Raw genomic sequence first — 26277 nt, 5'->3', positions numbered from 1 at the left:
CTATATCCATAAAATACAAAAAAGGTAGCCATACAGCTACCCCAGTTAAAATTATTGTTCCATTTGTCTTGCCAAGAAGCTGGCAGCAGTATCAACTGCTTTATGCTCGACATCACCAATGATTCTTTCTTTTGAGAATATAATAACAGCGCCTATTGGATCCCCATTCGCAACAATAGGACCAATTGTATAGGAAGTTACTTTTTCTGGAATACCGTCAATAATAGAAATTTCACTTTCGTCTGTCATGACTACAGAATTTCGGTCTTCCATTGCTTTTTCCACTAAATCACCGATGTTTTTATTTAAATACTCCTTTTTTGAAACACCTGACACAGCAATAATGGAATCACGGTCACAGATTAATACGTTATGTCCTAGACTATCATATAAAGCATCAGCATATTCTTTGGCAAAATCACTAAGCTCGCTAATGGGGGAATACTTCTTCAGAATAACTTCTCCATCCCTATCAACAAAAATCTCAAGAGGATCTCCTTCACGGATACGAAGAGTTCTGCGAATTTCTTTCGGAATAACTACTCTGCCTAAATCATCAATTCGACGTACTATTCCAGTTGCTTTCATTCTTGTGCTGCCTCGCTTTCTACTGATGATGAAAATGTGGTGATTTTCTCTAAGTTATCCTTTGTTTGTAAAAATCACCAACTGTTAAGCATAGTATCTTACACATTAATGGTTCTATACACGTCGAATATGATTTTTTCTTTCAGGCTTCTTAAGCATTCACAATTTCTTTTTTTACATCTTTCAAACCTTTTAATAGGTTTTCTGCAATCGTAAGCCATTTGGAGGTTTCCAGTCCTTTTACCTCCAATACAATTTTCAACTTTGCGCCTTCCATGCCAAGACGAACTATCCGGCCGAAACTATTTCCAAGCATGAACAGCTTTCCGCCATCGATATTTTTACTTGCTTTCTCAGAAAACAAAAAGATCACTTCCTGCTTTACCTGTTTTACACTTTCAATTTTTTCTTCTTTGGCTAATGCCTTTAAGTTTGTAATCTGTAATAAATACCCTACTTCTTGCGGGTACTCACCAAAACGGTCTATCATTTCCTCTTGTAATTCCTCAATATCTTCGATTGTAGATACGCCTTTGAACTGTTTATACATCATAATTTTCTGCTTGCTGTCCGAGATATACTCATCTGGGAGATAAGCATCTACTTCTAAATCAATCTCAATATTAAAACGATCTTCTTCAGAAAGTGTGCCTTTTCGAACCTCAATTGCCTCTTTCAACATTTGAGAATATAAATCAAAGCCAACCGAATCAATAAAGCCATGTTGTTCTGCTCCTAATAAGTTTCCAGCACCACGAATAGATAAATCACGCATTGCAATCTTAAATCCAGATCCTAGCTCTGTAAATTCTTTAATCGCTTGCAAACGCTTCTCTGCTACTTCGGACAATACTTTATCACGTTTATAAGTAAAGTAAGCATATGCCACACGATTTGAACGGCCTACACGTCCCCGCAGCTGATATAATTGTGATAGCCCCATACGGTCAGCATCAAATACAATAAGTGTGTTTACATTCGGAATATCTACTCCTGTTTCGATAATTGTTGTACTTACTAATACATCGTACTGCCCTTCTAAAAAAGAAAGCATAACAGATTCTAACTCACCCTCATTCATCTTTCCATGGGCAAAAGTTACACGAGCATCGGGTACTAACATAGAAATTTCTTCTGCTTTTCGTTCAATATCTTCTACTCGATTATATAAGAAGTAAATTTGTCCATCCCGCGCCAATTCTCTTTCAATCGCCTCACGAATAAGACCCGGATTGTATTCTACAACATAAGTTTGTACAGGGAATCGGTTTTCAGGAGGAGTTTCTATAACGGATAAATCTCGTACACCAAGCATTGACATATGAAGTGTTCTAGGAATCGGTGTAGCAGTTAATGTCAGCACATCTATATTCGCTTTCATTTGCTTAATTTTCTCTTTATGTGTAACACCAAAGCGCTGCTCCTCATCAATAATCAGCAATCCTAAATCTTTAAATATGATATCTTTAGAAAGAACTCGATGTGTGCCAATTACTATGTCTACTGTACCCTCTTTTAACCCTTTAATGGTTTCTGTTTGCTGTTTCCTTGTACGGAACCGGCTTAGTAAACCGATATTGATAGGATAATCTTGAAAACGCTCTCGAATCGTTTCATAATGCTGTTGAGCTAAAATTGTAGTAGGTACTAAAATAGCAACCTGCTTTCCATCCATTATAGCTTTAAAAGCAGCTCGAATCGCTACTTCTGTTTTCCCGTATCCTACATCACCACAAAGAAGACGATCCATCGGGCGTTCACGTTCCATATCTTTTTTAATTTCTGTAATAGAACGTAACTGATCCTCTGTCTCTTGATATGGGAAAGATGATTCAAACTCACTCTGTTCCAGTCCATCCGGCATAAATGCATATCCCTTGGATGCTTCACGTTCTGCATACAGTTTAATTAAGTCATCGGCAATATTTTGAACCGAGCTCTCTACTTTATTTTTTACTCTCTTCCAATCCGTACCGCCAAGCTTATAAATTTTCGGTTCCTTCCCTTCGGAACCTACATATTTTTGAACTTGATCTATCTGTTCAACGGGTACATATAATTTATCATTACCTTGATATTTAAGGTGTAAATAGTCTTTATGCACTCCATTAATGACTAGGGTTTCGATGCCAAGAAATTTACCTATTCCATGATTAACATGGACAACATAATCTCCAACTTTTAGTTCAGAGTAGTTTTTAATTCGTTCAGCATTCGATAACTTTTGTTTACGCTGTGTTTTCTTTACTTTTTTCTTGAATAGCTCTTTTTCTGTTATTACTGCCAATTTCTGCATCGGAAGCTCAAATCCGGTATTTAAATCTCCTATCATGATTTGTACTCGTCCGGGCAGCAGCATATCAGAACTTACAACTGGATCAGCTTCAATATCATAATCTGCTAAAATATGCTCAATTTTTTTCGCTCTCTCTTCATTCGCCCCAAGTAAAACGACTGTAGCTTTACTTTTCTTCCATCGCTCAATTTCACTTTTAAATACATGCATTTGCCCGTGAAAATCCTGCATGGTTTTACACATTACATTTACAATATTTTGAGGATGGGTATGGGGAATATGCCTTAAAAATAAATTTAAATACACAAAACTCCGTTGCGTCTTCTGTATCAGTTTTTGAAAATCATGAGAAAAATGCAGATTACGAATGATTTCTCCCTCTGCTAACAATGCTATATACCACTCGGCTTCTTCGTTCTCTAAGTGCTCGATAGTTTCTTGCACACGAGATACTTCATCTAATACAATCACTCCATCTTGAGGAAGATAATCTATTAGACTAGCAGGCTTTTCGTAGAACAGAGACATATATTTAAAAAGCTGCTCTATCGTTTGATTGTTTTTTAAACGTTCTACCTCATAGCCTATATTTTCTGCCATACTGGTTTTTATTTTTTCATCTTTTATACTTCTTAAAGTATCAGCCAATCCTTCTTCAAGCTTTTGAATCCCTTGTTGCTTTTGATCATGGGTTAAAATAAACTCTGTTGCTGGACCTATTGCAACAGACTCTATCTTTCCTTGCGAACGTTGGTCCTCGATTGTAAAAGTCCGAATAGAATCTACTTCTGTATCAAACAATTCAACCCGAATGGGCAATTCTTCTGTCAATGGATAAATATCAACAATACCCCCGCGCAAGCTAAAATCTCCAGGTGTCTCCACCATGGATTTTCTTTCATAGCCCATATGGTTTAATTCTAACAGCATACGTTCTAGATCTATTTCATCTCCAACTGCAAATGATATTTGGTGCCGTGCCCATACATCTTTTGCAGGCAAAAACCTCCTCAACCCTGCTGCAGGTGCTATAATAATCCCTTTTTTATTCTCACATAAATAATTCAGTACCTCCAGCCTTTGCGCTTTCAGCTCTGGGCTTGCTACCCCGATTTCAGAAGCAATCAGTTCATTTACCGGATATAACCACACCTCATCTTCATTTAAGAGAGAACTTAAGTCTTCATATATCTTTTGTGCCTGATACAAATTATGAGTAATGATTAGCTGACTGCGGTTAGTTTTTTTATACAGTGCTGCCATCATTAAAGAACGAGAAGATGCTGCCATCCCTGATACAAGTTGCTCTTTTAACCCTTCTTCCAATCCTGTAATAACAGAATTGATCTCTTTGTTAGCATAAAAACTTTCTAATAAGCCTATCATTTTCAAAACTCCCCTCAAGTAAAGAGCAGGTCAATATATTTAAATAGAAAAACGCTTTGGACAAGCCAAAGCCTATATTTTACTGTATAAAAGTATTGTATTGATGATATTGAGGATATTGCTCCAGTGTTTGCTGACACCCTTCACATATCGCTTGCACATACAAATCCCCGTCTTCATGGAAATGAGTCATTTGCAGCTGTTCCTCTTCTGACAGCTGCCCCAATACAAACGATACAGAATATTGATGTTTGATAGAGCCTATCTCATGTCCACAATGCCGACAGTAATAATGAGCGCTCATATAGTTCCTCCTAAAGGCTGTCTCTATTACCACTATTATGGATGAAATAAATCTAAAATATTCAATACTCTTTTATACGCCATTAAATTTATTCATGACTTGCAGAAATGGCGTTTTCAACCATTCTTCACATGCATCAGCACTTTTTTTGATAGATTGTACCACATCCATTTTTTCTTCTTCAACAAAACGTCCAAGTACATAATCCGGTACTTTCATGCCGTTCTTTGGCCTGTCAATTCCGATGCGAATACGATTAAACTCTTGCGTGCCTAAATGGGCTATCATGGACTTAATTCCGTTATGCCCTCCAGCACTGCCTTTCATGCGTAAACGAAGTCTTCCAACTGGTAAATCTAAATCATCATAAATGACCACAAGGTCCTCTATATCAATTTTATAATAATCCATCAGCGGGCGAATACACTCACCGGAAAGGTTCATATATGTAAGAGGCTTCAATAAAATAACTTTTTCCCCGTTGATTACTCCTGAACCATACAAACCTTTAAACTTTTCTTGATTGAGCGAAATACCCCATCGATGTGCCAGCTCATCGACTGCTATAAAACCGATATTATGTCTTGTTAATGCATATTCTCTTCCAGGGTTCCCAAGTCCTACTATGAGCTTCATTTTTTCCCTACTTTCTTTATTTCATTGCAGAAAAGACGTAACCATTGTTAGGGCTACGTCTTTTCCTATCTTATCAATCAAAAAGAGTACTTACAGATTGTTCTTCATAAATACGGATAATTGCTTCTCCGATTAATGGAGCAACGGATAACTCTTCAATTTTATCTATTTTCTTTTCTTCTGGTAAAGCGATGGAGTTCGTTACAACCAACTCTTTAATCTTAGAATTTTGAATACGCTCAATTGCTGGTCCAGAAAGTACTGGATGTGTACAGCATGCATATACTTCTGACGCACCATTTTCTACTAGAGCATTTGCAGCAAGTGTGATAGTTCCTGCTGTATCAATGATGTCATCAATTAGAATCGCCGTTCTTCCCTCAATATTACCTACGATGTTCATAACCTCAGCCACGTTCGGACGCGGGCGTCGCTTATCGATAATTGCAATTGGCGCTTTTAAGCGATCTGCCATTTTTCTCGCTCTTGTTACTCCACCATGGTCAGGTGACACAATCACGATATCTTTTAGGTTTTTCTTACCAAAATAATCCGCCAAAATAGGTACACCCATTAAATGATCAATTGGGATATCAAAAAATCCTTGAATTTGTGGAGCATGCAAATCTAGAGTAATAACACGAGTAGCACCCGCTGTTTCTAATAGGTTTGCTACAAGCTTTGCCGTAATCGGTTCACGTGAACGTGCTTTACGATCTTGGCGAGCATAGCCATAGTACGGCATTACAATATTAATCGTCTTTGCAGACGCACGCTTCAGAGCATCAATCATGATTAATAACTCCATAATATGCTCATTTACCGGATAGCTTGTAGATTGGATGACAAATACATCACAACCACGGATACTTTCTTCAATATTGATTTGGATTTCACCGTCACTGAAACGAGTAACATCACATTTTCCTAACTCTACACCGATATGCTTTGCAATTTCCTCTGCTACCGTTTTATTTGAGTTTAGTGTAAACACTTTCAAGTTTGAATCAAAATATTGAGTAGGCATCTAGATTAATCCTCCACTTTAAAAATTTTTCTTTTGCTTTAATTGTGCAACATAACCCTCTTTATTTACTTGCCTTGCTCTAGCAACAGACAATGCCTCTGCAGGAACATCATGAGTAACAGTAGAACCAGCTGCTACATAAGCATTTTTCCCAACTGTTACAGGTGCAATCAGATTGGAGTTACAACCTATGAACGCATCGTCCTCTACTACAGTTTTAAATTTATTTTTCCCGTCGTAATTGACAGTAATAGAGCCACAGCCTAAATTCACACGCTCTCCTATTTCTGCATTACCAATATAGCTTAAGTGAGAAGCCTTACTTTCATTTCCAAATACAGACTGCTTAACCTCTACAAAGTTCCCAATCCGCACTTCATGACCGATAGTAGAATCTGGACGAATATGTGCAAATGGCCCAATTGCAACACCATCTCCTACTTTACTTTCGTGAACAGTAGATTGTCGAATAATTGTATTGTTTCCTACTTGACTGTTTTTCATTTCAGTATGCGGTCCGATAATACAATCGGAGCCGATAGAAGTCGTACCTTCAATTACTGTGCCCGGATAAATAATCGTGTCGTTTCCAATAACCGTATCTGCTGAAATATAAGTATTTGCTGGATCGATAATTGTCACACCATTGACCATATGTTTATGATTAATGCGTTTTCTCATAATAGCTTCCGCCTGCGATAAAGCAACTCTGTCATTAACTCCTAATGTTTCATCAAAATTGCTCGTTTGATAAGCGGAAACAACAGCACCCTGGTTCTTCAAAATTTCAATTACATCTGGAAGATAATACTCTCCTTGTGCATTTTCATTAGAAACTTTAGAAAGGGCTTCAAACAACGCTTGATTATCAAAGCAATACGTCCCTGTATTAATTTCTTTTATTGTTAGTTCTTCTTGGTTCGCATCTTTATGTTCGACAATCCGCTCTACACGGCCTTCACTATTACGAACTATGCGTCCATAGCCAGCAGGCTCTTCTGTATAAGCAGTTAATACCGTCGTCTTTGCTCCTGTTTGTTCATGGTGCTTTAGCAATTCTTCCATTGTCTGTGTTGTAATTAAAGGCGTATCACCACAAACAACCAAAGTCGTTCCCTGTTCTTGCGCAAGAAACGGCACAGATTGCATTACTGCATGTGCGGTCCCTAACTGCTCTTCTTGAAGAGCAAATTCACTTTTGTTTTTGAGTTGTTGCTTCACTTGCTCAGCACCGTGTCCCACAACAGTAATCAGCTTCTGTAAACCTAATTCAGAAACTTGGTCTACAACATGCTGTACCATAGGCTTGCCGCACACCGGGTGCAATACTTTATACAGCTTGGACTTCATTCGCGTACCTTGTCCTGCTGCTAAAATAACTGCATATCGATTAGACATATAAACCCTCCATCGCAACCTATTATTCCATTATGAATATTATATTAAAATTCCTTGTATTTCAACAAATGAACGTCAACTATAAAATTTTACCACAAAAAAGAACCTATTGCATAAATAGGTTCTTTTTTAAAGGTGAGAAAATAATAATTTTTTAATATTATTCGTTCCCTACCTTTGGAAGTTCAATAAGGTAGCCGCCTATCCCTAAGGTTTGGTAGTTACCAAATTGTCTTTATCATATTTTTACGAAGCTCCTGCTTCTTCAAATTCAACCTCTTCCAGTTCACCTAAACGGTGATACTCGGCTAAAACCGCATCTTGGATTTTACCACGAGTAGACGAATTAATTGGATGAGCAATGTCACGGAATTCTCCATCCGGAGTCCGTTTGCTTGGCATTGCGACAAACAATCCATTATTGCCATCAATAACACGAATATCATGAACTACAAATTCATGATCTAATGTAATTGAAGCAATCGCTCTCATACGGCCTTCTGTGTTTACGCGGCGTAATCTTACGTCAGTCACTTCCATCTTATGTTCACCACCTTTTTCCTGAATCAGCGATATAATTATAATTTCCACAGTGGCGTCCATTTTCCTTCAATTTTTCAAAAAAATTTAAAATTAATAAAAAATATTGAATTATTTGTCTAAAAGATGGAAGTTTATTAAGTTATTTTACTCATACTAAAGCAATTACTTCGATTTCAACCGCCACATCCTTAGGCAGTTTAGCCACTTGTACACACGAACGAGCAGGCTTATGTTCAGAAAAATATTGACTATATATCCCGTTAACATCATCAAAATCATTCATATCTTTTAAAAATACTGTTGTTTTTACTACGGTTTCAAATGATGCACCTGCTTCTTCCAATACAGCCTGCAAGTTTCGGAATACTTGATGTGTTTGTTCTTGTACATCTCCTGTTACAAGAGTTCCGTCAGCCTTTAATGGAATCTGGCCGGAGCTGTAAAACATACCATTTACGACTATCCCCTGTGAATATGGTCCAATTGCTTGCGGTGCGGCTTTTGTAGAAACCACTTTCATTATTCATCTCACCTTTCTTATCACTTTTTTAACTCAAGGAATCTAACGTTATTCGAAAAAAGATAAAGCGTACAGCTTCATCTTTTCTACTCTTCCACTATTAATACCTCTTCTTGCAGTGCATGAAGAGAGTAATTTCCTTTTTCTACTTCAATCCGTTTCTCTTTTATATTTACTTCAGAGAGACGAACAAGTGAAACATATTCTTCAACTAAACGTTCTTCAATGTCTTCAGATTCTATTAATACTCCGATACCAACAACAGTTGCTTGGAACTCTTCAAGCATGCTTACCATGCCTTGAATCGTTCCCCCTGCTTTCATAAAATCATCAATAATCAGTACATTTGCACCTTCTTGCAGGCTACGTTTCGCTAATGTCATCGCTTGAATGCGTTTAGAAGATCCCGATACATAATTAATGCTGACTGTGGAGCCTTCTGTAACTTTGTTATCCTTGCGCGCCACTACAACTGGCACACCTAAATAATTGGCTACTGCATATGCAAGAGGAATCCCCTTTGTTGCCACCGTCATTACTACATCTACATTTTCTTTTGCAAATAAAGAAGCAAATAACCGCCCTGCTCCATTAATATAATGTGGGTTACTTAACAGATCGGTCATATATAGATAACCGCCAGGGAGAAGCCGATCCGGGTTGGACAGCAAATCACAAAGATCATCAATTAATGTATTTGCTTCTATTTCGTTCATGTACGGTATGTACTTCACTCCTCCTGCTGCTCCCGGTACTGTTTGTAACGTACCTGCTCCTTGCTGCTCAAATGTCTGTTTAATGATGACTAAATCTTCACTAATCGAGGACTTTGCAGATTGATACCGGTCAGCAAAGAAAGTGAGAGAAACTAAACGACGAGGATTTTGTAACAAATAATATGTCATATCAACAAGTCGTGTACTCCGCCTAATTTTCATACTCTCACCTCAAATCACGAATATTCTAAATAAATAATACCTTATTATACGTTTTTATTCAAGTTTTTCTCGTTCTCCTAACATTCTAACCGCATATACTTGATCACAGAATCCTTTTAACCCATTATAAATACGATGCATACGAGAATCATGGTGAACCAATCCAAATACTGTCGGTCCACTGCCGCTCATAAGCACGGCATCTGCACCAAACCGTTTCATTTGCTCCTTAATATGAGCGACTTCCGGGTGCATGCGAAAGGTGACTTCTTCTAATACATTGCCAACCGAGTTGCAAATCCCCTCATATTCTCCACTTTTGATATAACGAATCATCTCTTCAACATTTGGATGTGTAACAGCATCTACTCTTAAATTACGATATACTTCGGCAGTAGATACTCCAATTTGCGGCTTAGCTAAAATAACCCAACATGGGGGTGGTGCAGAAATATGTTCAATTTTTTCTCCTCTTCCCGTAGCAATAGCAGTTCCTCCATACACGCAAAAAGAAACATCTGAACCAATTTCTGCTCCTAATCCTGCTAATTCATCAGCAGTTAATCCGAGCTTCCAAAGCTTATTTAACCCTCTCAGTGTTGCAGCAGCATCACTGCTCCCCCCAGCCAACCCCGCTGCTACTGGAATAGCCTTTTCAATCGTAATAGACACTCCTTTTTTCACTTGAAAACGTTCCTTCAATAAATAAGCTGCTTGATAAGCCAGGTTTCTCTGGTCATCCGGAACATACCGATTATGAGACAAAATTTCTATTCTATCTTCCTCTAGTTCCTTCAATTCTAATCGATCGGCTAGATCAATTGTGGTCATGATCATTTTCACTTCATGATAGCCATCTTCTCGCTTTCGTAATACATCTAATGATAAATTAATTTTAGCTGGTGCTTTCACTAGCAGCTTCAATCTTTTCACCTACTCTATAGTCAATCTCTTGTGAATATTTTACCATGAATTAAAAAAATAACTATTTTATTATATAGCAAATTACAGCGAATGAAAAAGGCTGGGGTAATTAGGTTGACTTAACAGACAGTAAGACACCTAAAAACCTCCCATAAATAGGCTTCTAGCAGTAGAGAAAGAATTTTCGCTGACGGCCATTTTACTTTATAAAACTCTTGTTTCCCTATAACAATAAAAAAACAGAAAAAGCCGAGGCTGTTTTACCCCGACTTTATTACCACGACATTGACAAGCAATCATAATTACAGCTATTGATTACTTTTTCCCGCAAGCTGTTGCTCAGCTATTTGAATTGCACGCTTTACCATGTTTCCTGCATCTTTTGCACGTATGCCGCCCCAACCTTCCTTTTGAACAACATCATAAAACCCAAGCTCTTTAGCAAGCTCTTCTTTAAAGTGTTCGGACATTACACCTTTGCGTCTGCTCATGATAAGCAACCTCCTTCTTTGCCGCGGTAATCTTAGTATACGAAGATTTACCTATATTCTGTTTAGTAAAATATGTAATTTACAATTGGACTCCCCATGCTAAACCATTGCTTTGGTCATCCATAAAGGTTAATTCAACTGTCTCAGTTAAAATATCAGCATAACTGAAAGATACACGTTCAAATGCGTTTTCTTGTTGGTCCAATTGCACTACAAATACAGAGGGATATGTTTCAGCTAACACACCAGACCTTTCTACTGTTTTTCTTCTGCCGCTGTTTGCTTTTAGTGTCAGTCTCTTGCCCAGTTGTTCGTCTAATTCACTTTTTATCTCTGTTAATTGCTTCGCCATACGTTAACACCTCGCTGTAAATTTATGGTCATTTTGTACCAAAAACCTTTGCTTAGCAGTATATATAACTCCCTATTCATAAAAAAGAAGTTTTCAATCCTATTATTCCTACTGCACACAATTTACCTTCCTCATTTATTCTGTACATATTATTGGAAATTATGTATCTATATACAAATTAAGCAAGGCGAGAACCTGCCTTGCTTATTCTTGGTAATGTTGAAACGGCAATCCTGTACGCAGTATTCCTTTTGTTTCTATACCACCTAAGCCTCTTTCACCAGTGATAGTATTTCGTACTACATCCCATACATTTACTCTTTCCATAAAAGAAGTAAAACTTATTTTAGCCACTACATATACTGGGTCTAGTGCATGGATATTAATGCGTGAGGGAGAACTTGCAAAATTAGCACCAGCTCGTATTATTGCTTCAAAATGGGATTGACACGCCCCTGCAAATATAACAAGATGGTCAAGCGACGGATATTTTTTCCTTGCCTCTCTTACAGCTTGCACAAAATAACGAGAGTTTCGATAAGCACGCAAATCTGCTGCTTTTCCTTTTGCTTTTGTGTAAGCATCGTGACCTGTAATAACTAAAATATCCGGGCGAAATTGATCTAGAAGCTCACCGATTCGTTCGTGCATCTCAGTTTCTTTACAATGAATTCCTTGAACAGGAACTCCAATCTTCTCATATAAATCTAAACACTTCCGTAAGTACAATGAATCTCCATCTAAATGTAATACTCTTCCAGGCATTTGAAAATAAGACACTTCATTTGTATATCCTCCTGTAGAGTAATATTCATTTCTCTGTTTAATTAAATGATAATCTTGCTGAAATAATCTGTATGTTTTTTCTAATTTATCTTTTTCTTGAGTAGCTCTCTCACTATACTCACGTTGGTTTACTTTAACCAAATCATCAATTGGAGCATCTGCTACAAGTCGAAATTCTTCTCCAAATAACACAGCGATTTTCACACCGTTATCTTCCTTAAGTTCTGTCACACGAAAAAGCAAATCCCGTTTATAAGACTTTCTTTCAACTAAATCTCCAACCTTTACCTCCACTCTTTTTCCCTCCAAGCTTATAATCGTATGAAAGAGAAAGAAGGACTATAAGCATACATATTCTTTATCTAGCCTATGAAAAAAGTAAAAAAGAGTGCTTGTAACAACGAATAGAAAAACAACACACAAAGGCGCTCCAAAATTGGAACGCCTTTGTTTACGCCTGTTTTTTTTCGAATAGTGCATCGCTTAACTTTGCAAATTCTTGGATAGTTAACGTTTCACCTCTTCGCTTTGCATCAATTCCCACTGAAAGTAATACCTGCTCAATTAATGCCTTATCTTTTGGAAAACTGTTTAAATTATTGGTTAGATTATTTATCAATGTTTTACGACGTTGAGCGAAGCTCGACCGTACTACTTCAAAAAAGAAATCTTCATCCTTAACTTCTACTATAGGTTTCATCCGCTTCGTAAGACGAATAACCGCAGAATCCACATTCGGTTGTGGAACGAATACCGTACGAGGAACAACCATCACCGTTTCAGCCTCTGTATAGTACTGAATAGCAATGGATAAAGAACCATAATCCTTAGTGCCAGGCTTCGCTGCAATACGGTCCGCTACTTCTTTTTGTAGCATTACAACGATTCCCCTAATCGGCAAGCGATCTTCTAATAATTTAAATAAAATAGGCGTAGTTACATAGTAAGGCAAATTTGCCACTACCATTAAGTCCTGTTTTTCTTCAAATTCCTCATGAATTATTCCTTGAATATCTGCCTTGAGTACATCTTTATGTACTATCCTAACATTTTCATAGGGCGCCAATGTCTCATTTAAGATAGGTAACAGTCTTTGATCAATTTCAAATGCCACAACCTTCTTTGCTCGCTTTGCAAGCTGTTCTGTCAATGCCCCAATACCGGGTCCAATCTCAATTGCTCCCGTTCCTTCCTGCATATCTGCAAAATCAACAATACGATTCAAAATATTGGTATCAATCAAGAAGTTTTGCCCTAGGCTTTTCTTAAAAGAAAAACCATATTTTTCCAATATATTTTTTGTCCGATTAGGAGTTGCAATGTCTTTCATTTTTCTTTTCCTCCTGTAATACTTGAATAATTGCTTTACCAAAAGTCTCTTTCGAAATTTGAAACATTTGAATTCTTTTATATAACTGCTTTCCATTTGTATAACCAATTTTTAGAATTTTACCAAGACGCTCTCTTCTGTCTTTTGCTTTATCTCCACCAATTAAACCGGCATCAACTAAGTCCTCCCACGTGACCTCACCTTTGTATTCTGCCATTTCCTGTTTAACTGTCCCTAAAGCTCGCCGTATAGACTCATTTGAAGCATGCTCAATTCCTACACCTTTATTTCTCTTTGCTAATGCTTCCTCTTTCGGCAAAAAAGCATGCTTACACCCTGGCACTTTTTCAGAAATAATCTTGCGAATTCGCTCTCCAGGATAATCTGGGTCCGTAAAAATAATAACTCCTCTTGTTTGTTGTGCTAAGCGGATTCTGTCAATTACAGCATTATCTACTGCTGAACCATTTGTTTCGATTGTATCTGCATTTACTGCTCTCTTGATAGCAGTCGTATCATCTTTACCTTCTACTACAATAATTTCTTTAATTTTCATGTAATCCTCCAATAGAAAAGCTACCTATATCATTAGACAAGAAAAAGCAAAACTTTTCAATTCTTATTTTCGACCATAATCATAAAAACAATAAGAAAAGCAGAGAATTTTTCTATTCTCTGCTTTTGATAACTACTTTAAAATACGAATAATTACTCTCTTACGGCCCCATTTATTTGCTGCTGCTTTTGTCGGCATTAATACATCAATTTTATTTCCTTTTATAGCTCCTCCTGTATCTCCTGCAATTGCGTATCCATATCCTTCTACGTAAACTTTAGTACCTAAAGGGATAACGCGGGGATCTACGGCAATCATCTTCATATTAGGGTTACCCTTATAGTTGTATCCCCCTGCGCTGATTCCTGTACACCCTGTACAGTATGGAGTATATGCCGTAGCTTCTACAACAAACTCCCTTACTACAACTTCATTTCCGCGAGATGGAATAGAAGGCGTTTTCTTTGTTCCTACAACAACAATACGATTTTTACTCTCTTTCATTTGCACTTCTTTTTGTAAAATACGAGAAACTTCTATACCATTTTCTTTAATTATTTCAAAAAACTTCTGCTTAGACCCTTGCTTTCCTTCTTGCAGAATTTTTTTAAAGCCCTGTGTTAAATTTCTGTCTTTTTGAATTACTTCGGCAAACGGAATTGGTTCTTCCACCACATCGGTGACTTTTTCTACTCGGATAACTTTTACTGGAGTATTTGTATCCACCATTTGATCCATTGAAGGTTCTACTCTATCGAGCTCATTTAATGTAATATTTTGCTCCTTTAAAAAGTCACCGACAGTGATCGAAGTTGACCATACTTGCTTTGCTTCTCCCCCAACATTGAGATCGACTACAAAAGCTCTATCTATTAAAATACTTCCTTTTGCCTTGATAGCAGAACTTAAAGACGATGAAACTTTATCGTGTTCTTGGACGATAATATTTTGTTCTTTTAATAACTCTTCCACTGTATCTGCTGTAGTCCATACTGCTTTTCTCTTACCATCTACAACTACTTGAACAGGTACGGCTTTATCTACAATAATCTTCATATTATCCTTAATTTTTGTACCGACTGCCGGTTGTACCTTGTCTTTGGCTGTTATATTAATGCTTTCATCCTGCAATAACTCTCTTATCGTCTCAGCATGCGTATGGACGACTTCCTTCTTTCCATCTACTTCAATTGTTACGGTTTCTTTCATGCCTGCGTAAGCTGCTGTACCGACTGAACTGGAAATTACTAGAGCACTGGTAAGTTGGATTGCTAGTTTTTTGCTTGTCCCTAACCTCGATAATAGGTTCCTCGTGTTAAGATTCACGATTAGACCTCCTCCTTCTTGTTCGTTGAGATAAGATTTGACTAGCTTTCTTCCCTCTATCATTCTAGTAGCCCAGCACGGCTATTATAGGAAATAGGAAGAAGCAAATATCTAAAAAATGATACTTTATGTAACAAGAGGCTTGTAATTCATCTTTACTTGAAGAAACAAACCTCTTGAAAAAAGTTAAATTAATTAATACCGAAAAGTTTTTTTGCATTATTTGATGTAGCCTTCGCCACATCTTCGTATGTAATTCCTTTAATAGCTGCAATCTCTTCAGCAACAAGCTTTACATAACTCGGTTCGTTCCTTTTTCCTCTAAAAGGATGAGGAGTTAAATATGGACAATCTGTTTCAATAAGAAGTTTTTCCAACGGCAATTCTGCCGCCACTTCTTTCGGTTTTTTAGCGTTTTTAAATGTAACTGGACCACCTAAAGAAATAAGAAAATTCATTTCAATACATTCTTTTGCAGTTTCTACACTTCCACTAAAGCAATGCATAATGCCTCCTACTTCGGAAGCGTTTTCTTCTTTTAGAATATCTAAAATATCTTGTGTTGCATCGCGATTATGAATGACGATAGGCAATTTGACTTTTTTAGCTAGCCGTATTTGTTTGCGAAATACTTCTTTTTGAATATCCTGAGGTGACTTATCCCAATAGTAGTCTAATCCCATTTCACCAAGCGCTACTACCTTTGGATGAACAGCGAGTTCTTCAATCCACTCTAAATCCTCATCTTTCATATCAATAGCATCTACTGGATGCCAGCCGATAGCAGCATAAATGAAATCGTATGCTTCTGTAAGCTCCATTGCTTTGAGAATAGTCTCTCTATCAAATCCTACAACTACTACATGAGACACTCCTGCCTCTCGTGCGCGTTGTATAACTTCTTCTAAATCTTCTTCGAATTGTGTTGCATTTAAATGAACATGTGTATCAAAAAGCATAGCACTTTTCTCCTTTGCTTTGTCTAAGTCTAACACAACAAAAAATTACTTTCCTAACAGTCAAATGACAAATATGTTACAAAATAGATACAAAATATGATATTTTCCACTCATAATTATAGAAATTTTAGGGGATTTTGTATGCTAATAAAAAGAGATGTTCCGTATTTTGATATACAGGAAACATCTCTTTTGTAGTATTTACACCCTTATGATTTACTTCACCTTTGCTCCATTCGGTAAAGTCTGATCAATGGTAGCCAAAGATAGTGTTCCATTATCACTTCCTGCTAAAATCATTCCCTGAGATAATTCTCCACGCAGTTTTACAGGTTTTAGATTGGTAACACAAATAACTTTCTTACCGATTAAGTCAGTTGGTGTGTAATATTGTGCGATACCGGAAACTACTTGCCGTTTCTCTGTTCCTAAATCAAGCTGAAGTTTGAGCAACTTATCTGCTTTTGGAATAGGTTCTGCTTGCAGTATTTCCGCAACACGTAAATCTACTTTAAAGAAATCATCGATAGAAATCTCTTCAACGTTTTCTGTTTTTTTAGGTTGCTTTTCTTCCTTAGGTGCAGTTCCCTGCATTTTTATTTTAATATATTCCACTTCTGTCTCTACCTCTAGACGTGGGAATAACGGTTGTTCTTTTACTACCTTTGTCCCTGCTGGAATAGACCCAAAGGATTGCAAACTTTCCCATGTTCGCAAGCCTTCATCTGTCACACCAAGCTGGTTTAAAATATTTGCAGGAGATTGCGTCAAAAACGGCATAAGCATAATAGCTGTCTGGCGCAAAGATTCAGCAAGATGCGACATAACAGATTGAAGCTTTTCATGCTCTGTTTCATTCTTTGCTAGCACCCAAGGCTGTGTTTCATCAATATATTTATTTGTTCGGCTAATTAGTTGCCAAATCGTTGTTAATGCAACAGAAAACTCCATGCTCTCCATCGCTTCCTCTACTTTTTGAACTGTTTCTTTTGCAAAAGAAGCTAACGTCTCATCATATTGAGTCACATTTCCTCTATAAGCAGGTATTTCTCCATTAAAGTACTTATCAATCATTGCTACCGTTCGATTTAATAAATTTCCTAAGTCATTAGCTAAATCATAATTGATACGTTCTACGAACCCTTCTGGTGTGAATACACCATCAGAACCAAATGGTACTTCACGTAATAAGTAATAGCGTAAAGAATCCAAACCATAACGATCAATCAACGTAACAGGATCTACTACATTACCTTTTGATTTGCTCATTTTACCGTCTTTCATTAAAATCCACCCATGTGCAAATACTTTTTTCGGCAAAGGTAAATCTAACGCCATTAAAATGATTGGCCAATAAATAGTATGGAATCTTACAATTTCTTTGCCAACTAAATGTACATCAGCAGGCCAATATTTTTTATAGTTTTCTTCATTATCGCTTCCATATCCTAATGCGGTGATATAGTTAGATAGAGCATCTACCCATACATAAATAACATGTTTTGGATTCCCTGGAACCTTAACACCCCAATCAAATGATGTTCTTGAAACAGCCAAGTCTTCTAAGCCTGGTTTAATGAAATTATTAACCATTTCATTTTTACGGGATTCTGGCTGAATGAACTCCGGATTCTCTTCATAAAATTGCAATAAACGATCGACATATTTCCCCATACGGAAGAAATAAGATTCTTCTTTTACCAATTCCACTGAATGACCGCTGTCAGGGCTTTTGCCCCCTATAACCTTACCGTTTTCTATAATTGGTTCAACAAGTTGATGCTCTGTATAGAATGTTTCATCTTGAACAGAATACCATCCTTCATACTCATCTAAATAAATATCCCCCTGGTCGACAAGACGTTGGAATATTTTTTCGACAACCGTTTTATGACGCGATTCTGTAGTACGAATAAAATCGTCATAGGAAATATCCATTTTACTCCATAATTCTTTGATTCCTTTAACAATGTCATCAACATATTGCTGTGGTGTTATGCCCAGTTCTTCTGCTTTCTTTTGAATCTTTTGCCCATGCTCGTCCGTTCCAGTTAAATAATAAACATCAAAACCGCGCAAACGCTTATATCGAGCCATTGCATCTCCAGCTACTGTAGTATACGCATGACCAATATGTAATTTCCCGCTTGGGTAATAGATTGGTGTCGTAATATAAAATGATTTTTTGTCTTCTGCCATAAAAAATGGTGACCTCCCTGTAGGTTTCTTATAAACAGTATAACAAAAACCCACGTACGAAGACGAGAGTTGAATAGTAATCATTACACATATCATCATCTATTTCTCTTTACAGTAAAATTTATACATTAAATTCATAAGGATTAATTTGAATTCGAGAAAATTTAATTAAAAATAGACAAAATAGTACATAAAATACTAATTTTCTGTTATATATTATGATAAAGGCATATTTTTATCTCTACAAATTTCCTGTATTTTTAAAAATATATGGATTGACGTAAATGTAAATGATTGGTATCATAGTTCCGTAGGGTATTTTGTCGAAAAATGACGAAAAAAGAGAGATGTATGTGAGAGGGGAAAGCAGGTATGAAATCTACTGGGATTGTTCGTAAAGTTGATGAATTAGGACGTGTAGTAATTCCCATCGAATTACGCCGTACATTAGGTATTGCAGAGAAAGATGCATTAGAGATTTATGTTGATGACGATAAAATCATCTTAAAAAAATATAAACCGAACATGACTTGTCAGCTTACAGGTGAAGTTTCTGACAAAAATCTTTCTTTAGCAGAAGGCAAAATTGTCTTAAGCCCTGAAGGTGCTGAATTAATTTTAAAAGAGCTTCAAACTTACCTTGCAACAATCAAGTAATAATCAATGGGTGCATAAATAAGGCTTCTCTTGTTGAGAAGCCTTATTTATTTTTATTCAATATGATATAGCTGATACACCTCACGCTTTGCCATATCTCGATCTTTAGCTACGGCTTTGATAGCATCTTTAGAAGACATTTGCTGCTGTTCGATATAATATTCTATATGTTCTAGGATTGATAGAGAGTCCCACCATATTTCTTCTTGGATTTCCTCAAATGATCCTTCTATAAGTAAACAAAATTCACCACGTACTTCTTCCTCGTTTGTCCATTGAATTGCTTCTTCTATGCTACCTCTAATAAATTCCTCAAACTTTTTCGTAAGTTCCCGACATAGAACAATCTGTCGGTTCCCTAATACTTCTAGCATGGCCGATAACGTTTCTTTTAAACGATGAGGAGCTTCATAGAATATGATGGTTTCTTTTATATATTTAATTGCCTCTAGCTGCATTTTTTTTTCTTTTTTCTGGCGGTCTAAAAAACCATAGAAATGAAATTGACGTGCAGGGAGCCCTGAAGCAATCAATGCTGTAAGGGCGGCGTTTGCGCCAGGCAATGGAACGACAATTTGTTCTTCTTTTACAGCTTGGGCAACTAGTTCATATCCTGGGTCCGAAATACAAGGCATTCCCGCATCGCTTACAAGTGCAATTTTTTTTCCTTCTTTTACAAGCTGAATTATTTTGTCACCCGCTGTTTCTTTATTGTGCTCATGATAGCTTATAAGTGGAGTCTCAATTTCAAAGTAATGACATAGCTTTTTAGTTTGTCTTGTATCTTCTGCCGCTATGTAATCTGCTTCTTTTAAAATACGGATTGCTCGAAATGTTATATCTTCCAGATTTCCGATAGGAGTTGGAACTAAAAACAACGTACCTCTCGTTTCATCCCGGAAGCTCTTCTGTTGCAGCATGGTACTCTCTCCTTTCTTGCATATATCCTTCTTTTTCGTGCCGCTTAAACTGTTTAAATCTATATTCTGCTTTTAATGCATCAGATTTAGAACAAAACTGTTCGTAATAAATCATTTTCACCGGTAAACGAGATCGTGTATAACGAGCGCCTTTTCCCTTATTATGCACTCGCACCCTCTTTTCTAAATCATTTGTGTAGCCTGCATAATAGCTGCCATCCCTACACTCTAATACATAAAAGAAATGGTTACTCTCCATATAAGATAGAACGAAGCTCCTTTGTATACTCATTGTTTTGTTCATAAACAACGAGAGGTGGAAGGACTTTTAAATCTGGATTTCCATCCTTAATTCCCTCGATTAAAATAGTATTTGCTTCTTTACCAAGCTTTGGATAAACAAATTGTAAACGTTTTGGCTCGACTCTGTACTTTCTCATTAGCGTCACAATGTCTAGCAAACGACCTGGTCGATGTACAAATGCTACTTTTCCTCCTTGTTTAACCAATTGACTGCTCACACGAATAGCATCTTCTAATGTACATAATATTTCATGTCTTGCTATAGCTAAGTGTTCATTTAAATTTTGTTCAGATGAATTTGGTGTTTGAAAATACGGTGGATTACATGTAACAACATCAAATTTATGATGTCCAAGCTTCTCAGGCATATGTTTGATGTCCCCGTTAATAAGCTGAATACGGTCTTGAAGGTGATTATATTCAATACTCCGTTTTCCCATATCATAAATACGTTCTTGGATTTCTACTCCTGTTATCTTCCCTTTTGTTCGTGTACTTAATAGAAGCGGAATAATACTATTTCCTGTACATAAATCAATTAAATTTCCTTTTTGAATAGGAACGTATACAAATTTCGCAAGTAAAATAGCATCTAACGAAAAATTAAATACATGAGGACTTTGAATAATCTTCATATCCTCTGCTAACAAATAATCGAGGCGTTCTCCTTCGCGTAATTGTACCATCTTTTTGCTCCTTTCTATGCTATTTTCTATCCTTAGTATGTATTCAAATACAAAAAATTACCTTTCCAACATTGTGGAAAGGTAATTTAATATACTGCATATCAACAAAAATGAAGAAAACTTCCATTTTGGAAAATTCTCTATCACTTCTTATTGAGAAAGGACAAGCAAAACAGACAATCCCCTTCCTTACGAACACTTCCGTAATGCAGATTACAAATATGAAATCCTTCTTGGTATAGTCTTGCCAGATTGTCATAACCTTCGCCAATATCAGTTTGAGTTTTTTCCCTCTTTTTATTAGTATATTTTTGCTTTTTTTGTTTTTCAAGAGATTCTGTTTCAAATCTGCGGCGTAAATTCTCATTTTCAATTTTGATATGCTGGTTTTCTTCGAGCAATTCTGCGAGGTGCAGCTTTAACTCTCCGAGCTGTTTATACAAATGTCCGATTTGCTCTTCCATATTTGAAACTGCTGCAAATATGTCTTTTTTATCCACAATACCACCTCATTAATCCGTGGTTCGACTAGAAACGACTCCTTCTTTAATGAGTTCATCCAGTGTATATTCAATTATGCGTCCATTGTCGATAAGCTCCACTTGAATTAATCGTTCTAATATATTTAATCCTACCACACGGCCCAGACCACTAGGTGTTTTAATCTTTTCATCTAAATCTGGCAGCTGTTCTTTCGCAGTTTCGTATTCATCATTTTCATACTTAAGGCAGCACATTAATCTGCCGCATAACCCTGAAATTTTAGCAGGGTTTAATGATAGATTTTGATCCTTTGCCATCTTAATAGATACAGGCTCAAAATCTCCTAAAAATGTTGAACAACACAGCATTCTTCCGCACGGTCCAATTCCCCCGAGCATTTTTGCTTCATCTCGCACTCCAATTTGACGAAGCTCAATACGCGTGCGGAAAATAGCAGCTAAATCTTTTACAAGCTCTCTAAAGTCAATTCGGCCATCAGCTGTAAAATAAAAAATTACCTTGTTGCGGTCAAAAGTATATTCTACATCTACAAGCTTCATATCTAATTCATGAGTATCCACTTTATGCGAACAAACCTCATAAGCTTCTTTCGCTGCTTGTCTATTTTCTTCCACAACTTTACGGTCATTTTCGTCAGCGATACGAATAACCTTTTTCAAAGGTAAAACAACATCATGCTCGTCTACCTTCTTTTTATTGATAACGACCTTTCCGTACTCTATCCCTCTTACTGTTTCCACAATAACAAATTCATTATCAGGAATATCGAGCTCGTTGGGGTCGAAGTAATAAATTTTACCAGCCTTCTTGAAACGAACGCCCACTACATCATACAAGCTATTATCCCTCCTGCAAACGCAATACTAACTGCTCAAACACTAACTGTAGACTTACATTAGCATTTATCTTTTGTTTTGCTTCTAATATATTAGAAAGTGAGGATACTATTCGTTTTTGCGAATATTGAAGTGAATGCTGTTTTAATGACTCTATTTGATCCTTAAATACAACATTCTCTTCTTCACTAATTTGGACATATAACAAATCCTTATATATGAGAAGTAACATATCTAACCCCAGTTGCATTTGCTCTTTCTCTGAGAAATGCTTAACCCATTTTTCTTGTACAAAGAAAAGTGATGGATCTTCTTTGGCTAATGCTTTATATAATTTTATCACTAAAACTCGTGCTTGTGCAAACCATTCCTCCTTACAAAGCTGTAATGCTTCCTCCCAATTATTGGTCAACTGTGCGGCCAATAAGGCTAAAGTAAGGTTTATTTCTTGTTCTTTTAATGATTCTATAAGCATTTCTTTTGGAAGTGGACGGAAGGTTACAATTTGGCAGCGTGAAAGAATCGTGTTTAGTATTTGATGACTTTGCTCTGTCAGCAGGACAGCTGTTGTTTGACTGTTCGGTTCTTCTAAAAACTTTAAAAGAGTATTAGCTGCAGTCACCGTCATACGATCAGCATGTTCTAAAATATATACCTTTTGATTAGATTCTAACCCCGTTTTTGAAAATTCTTCTTGAAGCTGTTGAATTTGCTGTTTTTTTATCGATAAGCCATCCGGCTTTACAACATAAATATTAGGATGGTTACCAGATTCAATTCTTCGACAATTATGGCACTGTTGGCATGGCTCATGCCCAGATGGGTTACTGCAAAATATACGCTTCGTCAGTTGCATCGCCGTTGCCAGTTTCCCAGTTCCCTTTGGTCCTTCAAATAAATAGGCGTGAGAGACTCGCTTCTTAGCAATACTATTTATCAGCATTTTTACAGCGATTGGCTGCATTAAGTGGAGCTGTTCCCACGTCTTGGACATACTTCATCACTCACCTATATAAAATTTGATGATTCTATCGCTTCAGGTTTTCTTCAATTATGTCTTTTACACTTTCAAACACTTCTCCTAAAGGTGCATCAGCATTTACAACCTTAATACGATCTTTAAATCGTTCAACTAGATGCAAGTATCCTTCATGAACACGTTTATGAAATTCTATTCCTTCTAAATCTAAGCGGTTGATCTCTCTTCCTGTATCCTGATGGATACGCTGTAATCCAATAGATGGTGCAAGATCTAAATAAATAGTAACATTAGGCATACAATCTTCTATCGCAAATCGATTGATCTCAAATATTTTTTCTACTCCTAATCCTCTTGCATAACCTTGATAAGCAAGAGAGCTATCAACAAAACGATCGCATAAAACAATGTAATTATCTTGTAAAGCCGGCATCACTTTTTCTGCTAAGTGTTGTCTCCTGGCAGCAGCATATAATAGAGCCTCTGTTCGTGCATCCATCATCGTATTTTCTGTATTATGAATAATGCTTCGAATTTCTTCAGCAATTCTAATGCCTCCTGGCTCACGAGTAGCCATCACCTTATATCCTTTTTCTTGAAAATAGTGAAACAGCATTTGCAGAATAGTAGATTTTCCTGAACCATCTGGACCTTCTATCGTAATAAATGTACCAGCCACATTTATCAACCCTTTCCTATACTATATACACTTCTATTCGTTCTTCATCTGAAAATCCTTGAAAACGTGCGCCGCTACTTTTGAGGGTGTTAAAAGACTTAATATGCTCCTTCGTGATCCTTTCACCATTCATAATAAGCGGAATACCCGGAGGATATGGGAGAATTTGCTCTGCTGCAATTCTCCCTTGTGCTTCTTTCAATAATATAGTTTCTTTTCTCATTTTTTTTAACTCTTTATAACTGTACGGAAAAATTGTAAGATTTGCTTTCGAAGCATCACTAGAAGCAATTTTTGATTTTGTTAGTATAGGATAACTTTCAAGGGCTATCTTTATCTTATTTATTATTATCTTATAATCATCCTGTACTTCTAATGGCAGAACTAATAAAACATTTAACGGATCTGCCAGCTCTGTATAGATTCCTTCTCTTTCCAGTACCTGCTGGAGTTCATATCCAGATAAACTGCATCGACTTTGAATAGTAATTTTTATCCAATCTTGTCTTGCGTGCTCCAGCACCTGAATTTGTGGAATCGAACAAAGATCAGTCCGGAAATTATACAAAAATGAAAAAACCTCTTCTGTCCCAATCTCTTTAAGCTCTTCCAAGAATGCCCGTGCAATATCTAAAGAGGCCATAATTGGATAAGATGGACTGCTTGACTGTAGCATACTTAAGCAGTTCTCTACCTTACTGCTATCAATGAGACTACTATTAATATGTAAATAAGCTCCCATAGTCATTGCTGGCAAGGTTTTATGAGCTGAATGAACTACTATATCTGCTCCATATGCAAGCGCAGAGCGAGGAAATGGATCTCCTATACAAAAATGAGCTCCATGTGCCTCATCCACTAATACAGGAATATTTTGTGCATGTGCCGCCTCTATAATAGGCTCTAAGTTTATACTCATGCCATAGTAGTTCGGGTGTGTTAGTATAAGTGCTTTAGCTTGTGGGTACCGTTGTAAAGCAGCTTGTACTATTTCATAAGATACTCCCACTGGAACTTGCGCCTGTTCATCAATGTCAGCAGATAAAAAGATCGGCTTCACTCCAACCAGCTGCAAGGCATTCATAATTGATTTATGACAGTTTCGTTGTACAAGAACCACGTCATCCTCTTCACACACCGCTAACACCATAGCGAGATTTCCTACAGTTGAACCATTTACCAAAAAATAACTGTTTTGCACATCATATACTATAGCTGTGAGTTTCTGAGCTTCCTCTATACAAGAAGATGGATCATGCAAATCATCTAATCCTGTTAATTCAGTTACATCTATTTTTAATATATTATAATAATGAACATTTCTCTTCATTATATTTATCTTACCATTTTTATGCCCAGGGACATGAAAAGAGTAAGGTTTTCGTTTTGCAAATGCTACTAACTCTTCATAAAGAGGGAGCTTTCTTTTTCCCATTTTTCTCTTCCTTCTTATTCTAAGTGTATAACCATTATACTTTTTAAGACAAAAAAATAATAGGCATAGCGCCTATTTGTTATCGGTTTACTGTAGGTAAGTTTATTTTTTTCATCTGTTGCAGGTAAAATAAGTATCTAGGACTATCTGTATTTGTTTTTACAATCTCTCTTTCACAGTCATTGCACATAAAGCTGTTATATACATGGATTCCTTCCTGCTTTTCCTGTTCACAGATTACACACAGTTTTAGTGGCTGTTGCTTTACTGCTGCCGAATTCACGTTCCCCACCTCCATATTTAACAGCTTTGACAAATTGTTTAAATATATACAAATTTTACGAATTTTTGTTTTTGTTTTATGTTTATATATATGTAACTCTTTGGGCTAGTGTGTATGTCTTCATAATAAAGAAAGGTATGTATCTTGAAAAAATAATTTTTCTTCTTAAAGTACCCTTACTTATGTTCTTGGAACAGAAATTAAAAGCTATACTAATAAAGGATAAATAAAAAAACCAGTCAAATCGACTGGTTTTTACTTGCCTAGCGACGTCCTACTCTCACAGGGACAAGGTCCCAACTACCATCAGCGCTGAAGAGCTTAACTTCCGTGTTCGGAATGGGAACGGGTGTGACCTCTTCGCCATCATCACTAGACCTATTAGAGAAAACTTCGTTCTCTCAAAACTAGATAACGTCATCATCTTGGTTAAGTC

At 36.7% G+C, this 26277-nt stretch carries 28 protein-coding genes and 1 rRNA gene; 1 reads left to right on the top strand and 28 read right to left on the bottom strand.

Annotated features, from left to right (window positions below; all coding sequences use genetic code 11):
- Positions 1–51: 51 nt before the first annotated feature.
- From spoVT to metG, 18 genes are all read right to left on the bottom strand, one after another.
- Positions 52–588 (bottom strand): stage V sporulation protein T, encoded by a 537-nt coding sequence (gene spoVT, locus J7Q84_RS16700; protein WP_209096193.1) that lies wholly within the window; start codon positions 586–588, stop codon positions 52–54.
- Between the two features lie 151 nt (positions 589–739).
- Positions 740–4270 carry a transcription-repair coupling factor gene (gene mfd, locus J7Q84_RS16695; protein ID WP_209096191.1) on the bottom strand — a complete coding sequence of 1177 codons (3531 nt, stop codon included), beginning with the start codon at positions 4268–4270 and terminating at the stop codon, positions 740–742.
- Between the two features lie 79 nt (positions 4271–4349).
- Positions 4350–4574: an anti-sigma-F factor Fin gene (locus J7Q84_RS16690; protein WP_209096189.1), complete on the bottom strand. Its 225-nt coding sequence runs from the start codon at positions 4572–4574 to the stop codon at positions 4350–4352.
- Between the two features lie 72 nt (positions 4575–4646).
- A complete protein-coding gene (gene pth, locus J7Q84_RS16685; RefSeq protein WP_209096187.1) occupies positions 4647–5210 on the bottom strand; it encodes an aminoacyl-tRNA hydrolase in 564 nt (187 codons plus the stop codon).
- 73 nt (positions 5211–5283) lie between these two features.
- Positions 5284–6237, bottom strand: coding sequence for a ribose-phosphate diphosphokinase (locus J7Q84_RS16680; protein ID WP_209096185.1), 954 nt, complete (start codon positions 6235–6237; stop codon positions 5284–5286).
- Positions 6238–6255: 18 nt separating this feature from the next.
- Complete coding sequence (gene glmU / locus J7Q84_RS16675) at positions 6256–7635, bottom strand: bifunctional UDP-N-acetylglucosamine diphosphorylase/glucosamine-1-phosphate N-acetyltransferase GlmU (protein WP_209096183.1); 1380 nt, start codon at positions 7633–7635, stop codon at positions 6256–6258.
- 246 nt (positions 7636–7881) lie between these two features.
- The gene (gene spoVG, locus J7Q84_RS16670; protein ID WP_209096181.1) at positions 7882–8175 is read right to left on the bottom strand and encodes a septation regulator SpoVG; all 294 of its coding nucleotides are present in this window, start codon (positions 8173–8175) and stop codon (positions 7882–7884) included.
- A 151-nt stretch (positions 8176–8326) separates the two neighbouring features.
- Positions 8327–8698 (bottom strand): RidA family protein, encoded by a 372-nt coding sequence (locus J7Q84_RS16665; protein WP_209096179.1) that lies wholly within the window; start codon positions 8696–8698, stop codon positions 8327–8329.
- Between the two features lie 86 nt (positions 8699–8784).
- Positions 8785–9636, bottom strand: coding sequence for a pur operon repressor (purR, locus tag J7Q84_RS16660; protein WP_209096176.1), 852 nt, complete (start codon positions 9634–9636; stop codon positions 8785–8787).
- A 54-nt stretch (positions 9637–9690) separates the two neighbouring features.
- Positions 9691–10560: a 4-(cytidine 5'-diphospho)-2-C-methyl-D-erythritol kinase gene (gene ispE, locus J7Q84_RS16655; RefSeq protein ID WP_209096174.1), complete on the bottom strand. Its 870-nt coding sequence runs from the start codon at positions 10558–10560 to the stop codon at positions 9691–9693.
- A 308-nt stretch (positions 10561–10868) separates the two neighbouring features.
- Positions 10869–11051 carry a small, acid-soluble spore protein, alpha/beta type gene (locus J7Q84_RS16650; RefSeq protein ID WP_209096172.1) on the bottom strand — a complete coding sequence of 61 codons (183 nt, stop codon included), beginning with the start codon at positions 11049–11051 and terminating at the stop codon, positions 10869–10871.
- 79 nt (positions 11052–11130) lie between these two features.
- Positions 11131–11403 (bottom strand): biofilm formation stimulator Veg, encoded by a 273-nt coding sequence (gene veg / locus J7Q84_RS16645; protein WP_209096170.1) that lies wholly within the window; start codon positions 11401–11403, stop codon positions 11131–11133.
- Between the two features lie 204 nt (positions 11404–11607).
- Complete coding sequence (gene yabG / locus J7Q84_RS16640; RefSeq protein WP_209096168.1) at positions 11608–12483, bottom strand: sporulation peptidase YabG; 876 nt, start codon at positions 12481–12483, stop codon at positions 11608–11610.
- A 157-nt stretch (positions 12484–12640) separates the two neighbouring features.
- Entirely contained in the window at positions 12641–13519 is an 879-nt protein-coding gene (gene rsmA, locus J7Q84_RS16635) for a 16S rRNA (adenine(1518)-N(6)/adenine(1519)-N(6))-dimethyltransferase RsmA (RefSeq protein ID WP_209096166.1), read from the bottom strand.
- A complete protein-coding gene (gene rnmV / locus J7Q84_RS16630; RefSeq protein ID WP_209096164.1) occupies positions 13497–14075 on the bottom strand; it encodes a ribonuclease M5 in 579 nt (192 codons plus the stop codon). The genes rsmA and rnmV overlap by 23 nt, the downstream gene beginning before the upstream one ends.
- Before the next feature lie 132 nt (positions 14076–14207).
- Positions 14208–15401 (bottom strand): ubiquitin-like domain-containing protein, encoded by a 1194-nt coding sequence (locus J7Q84_RS18640; protein WP_348519870.1) that lies wholly within the window; start codon positions 15399–15401, stop codon positions 14208–14210.
- A 191-nt stretch (positions 15402–15592) separates the two neighbouring features.
- Positions 15593–16360 (bottom strand): TatD family hydrolase, encoded by a 768-nt coding sequence (locus J7Q84_RS16620; protein ID WP_209096160.1) that lies wholly within the window; start codon positions 16358–16360, stop codon positions 15593–15595.
- Positions 16361–16576: 216 nt separating this feature from the next.
- Positions 16577–18559, bottom strand: coding sequence for a methionine--tRNA ligase (gene metG / locus J7Q84_RS16615; RefSeq protein WP_209096158.1), 1983 nt, complete (start codon positions 18557–18559; stop codon positions 16577–16579).
- 372 nt (positions 18560–18931) lie between these two features.
- Between metG and J7Q84_RS16610 the strand changes: the two genes are divergently transcribed.
- A complete protein-coding gene (locus J7Q84_RS16610) occupies positions 18932–19216 on the top strand; it encodes an AbrB/MazE/SpoVT family DNA-binding domain-containing protein (protein WP_209096156.1) in 285 nt (94 codons plus the stop codon).
- A gap of 53 nt (positions 19217–19269) precedes the next feature.
- Here J7Q84_RS16610 and rsmI read toward each other — a convergent pair whose 3' ends face one another.
- The 10 genes from rsmI to rrf all read right to left on the bottom strand — a co-directional run bounded on the left by rsmI (position 19270) and on the right by rrf (position 26218).
- On the bottom strand, positions 19270–20136 hold the full coding sequence (gene rsmI / locus J7Q84_RS16605) for a 16S rRNA (cytidine(1402)-2'-O)-methyltransferase (protein ID WP_209096154.1): 867 nt from the start codon (positions 20134–20136) through the stop codon (positions 19270–19272).
- Entirely contained in the window at positions 20108–20395 is a 288-nt protein-coding gene (locus J7Q84_RS16600; protein WP_209096152.1) for a GIY-YIG nuclease family protein, read from the bottom strand. Before J7Q84_RS16600 ends, rsmI begins: the two co-directional genes overlap by 29 nt.
- Positions 20385–21125 carry a tRNA1(Val) (adenine(37)-N6)-methyltransferase gene (locus J7Q84_RS16595; RefSeq protein ID WP_209096150.1) on the bottom strand — a complete coding sequence of 247 codons (741 nt, stop codon included), beginning with the start codon at positions 21123–21125 and terminating at the stop codon, positions 20385–20387. Before J7Q84_RS16595 ends, J7Q84_RS16600 begins: the two co-directional genes overlap by 11 nt.
- A gap of 143 nt (positions 21126–21268) precedes the next feature.
- Positions 21269–21625 (bottom strand): DNA replication initiation control protein YabA, encoded by a 357-nt coding sequence (gene yabA, locus J7Q84_RS16590; RefSeq protein ID WP_209096148.1) that lies wholly within the window; start codon positions 21623–21625, stop codon positions 21269–21271.
- 12 nt (positions 21626–21637) lie between these two features.
- Entirely contained in the window at positions 21638–22465 is an 828-nt protein-coding gene (locus J7Q84_RS16585) for a PSP1 domain-containing protein (RefSeq protein ID WP_209096146.1), read from the bottom strand.
- A 4-nt stretch (positions 22466–22469) separates the two neighbouring features.
- The gene (gene holB / locus J7Q84_RS16580; protein ID WP_209096144.1) at positions 22470–23459 is read right to left on the bottom strand and encodes a DNA polymerase III subunit delta'; all 990 of its coding nucleotides are present in this window, start codon (positions 23457–23459) and stop codon (positions 22470–22472) included.
- 34 nt (positions 23460–23493) lie between these two features.
- On the bottom strand, positions 23494–24123 hold the full coding sequence (tmk, locus tag J7Q84_RS16575) for a dTMP kinase (protein ID WP_209096142.1): 630 nt from the start codon (positions 24121–24123) through the stop codon (positions 23494–23496).
- Between the two features lie 16 nt (positions 24124–24139).
- Positions 24140–25558, bottom strand: a complete 1419-nt coding sequence (locus J7Q84_RS16570; protein ID WP_209096140.1) for an aminotransferase class I/II-fold pyridoxal phosphate-dependent enzyme — start codon at positions 25556–25558, stop codon at positions 24140–24142.
- A gap of 79 nt (positions 25559–25637) precedes the next feature.
- A complete protein-coding gene (locus J7Q84_RS16565) occupies positions 25638–25856 on the bottom strand; it encodes a sigma factor G inhibitor Gin (protein ID WP_209096138.1) in 219 nt (72 codons plus the stop codon).
- Positions 25857–26102: 246 nt separating this feature from the next.
- Positions 26103–26218 (bottom strand): 5S ribosomal RNA (rrf, locus tag J7Q84_RS16560).
- Between the last annotated feature and the right edge of the window lie 59 nt (positions 26219–26277).

The sequence above is a fragment of the Bacillus sp. 165 genome (assembly GCF_017742235.1).
Lineage (GTDB): Bacteria > Bacillota > Bacilli > Bacillales > Bacillaceae_G > JAGHKQ01.
This window is presented reverse-complemented; position numbering and strand designations above follow the sequence as displayed.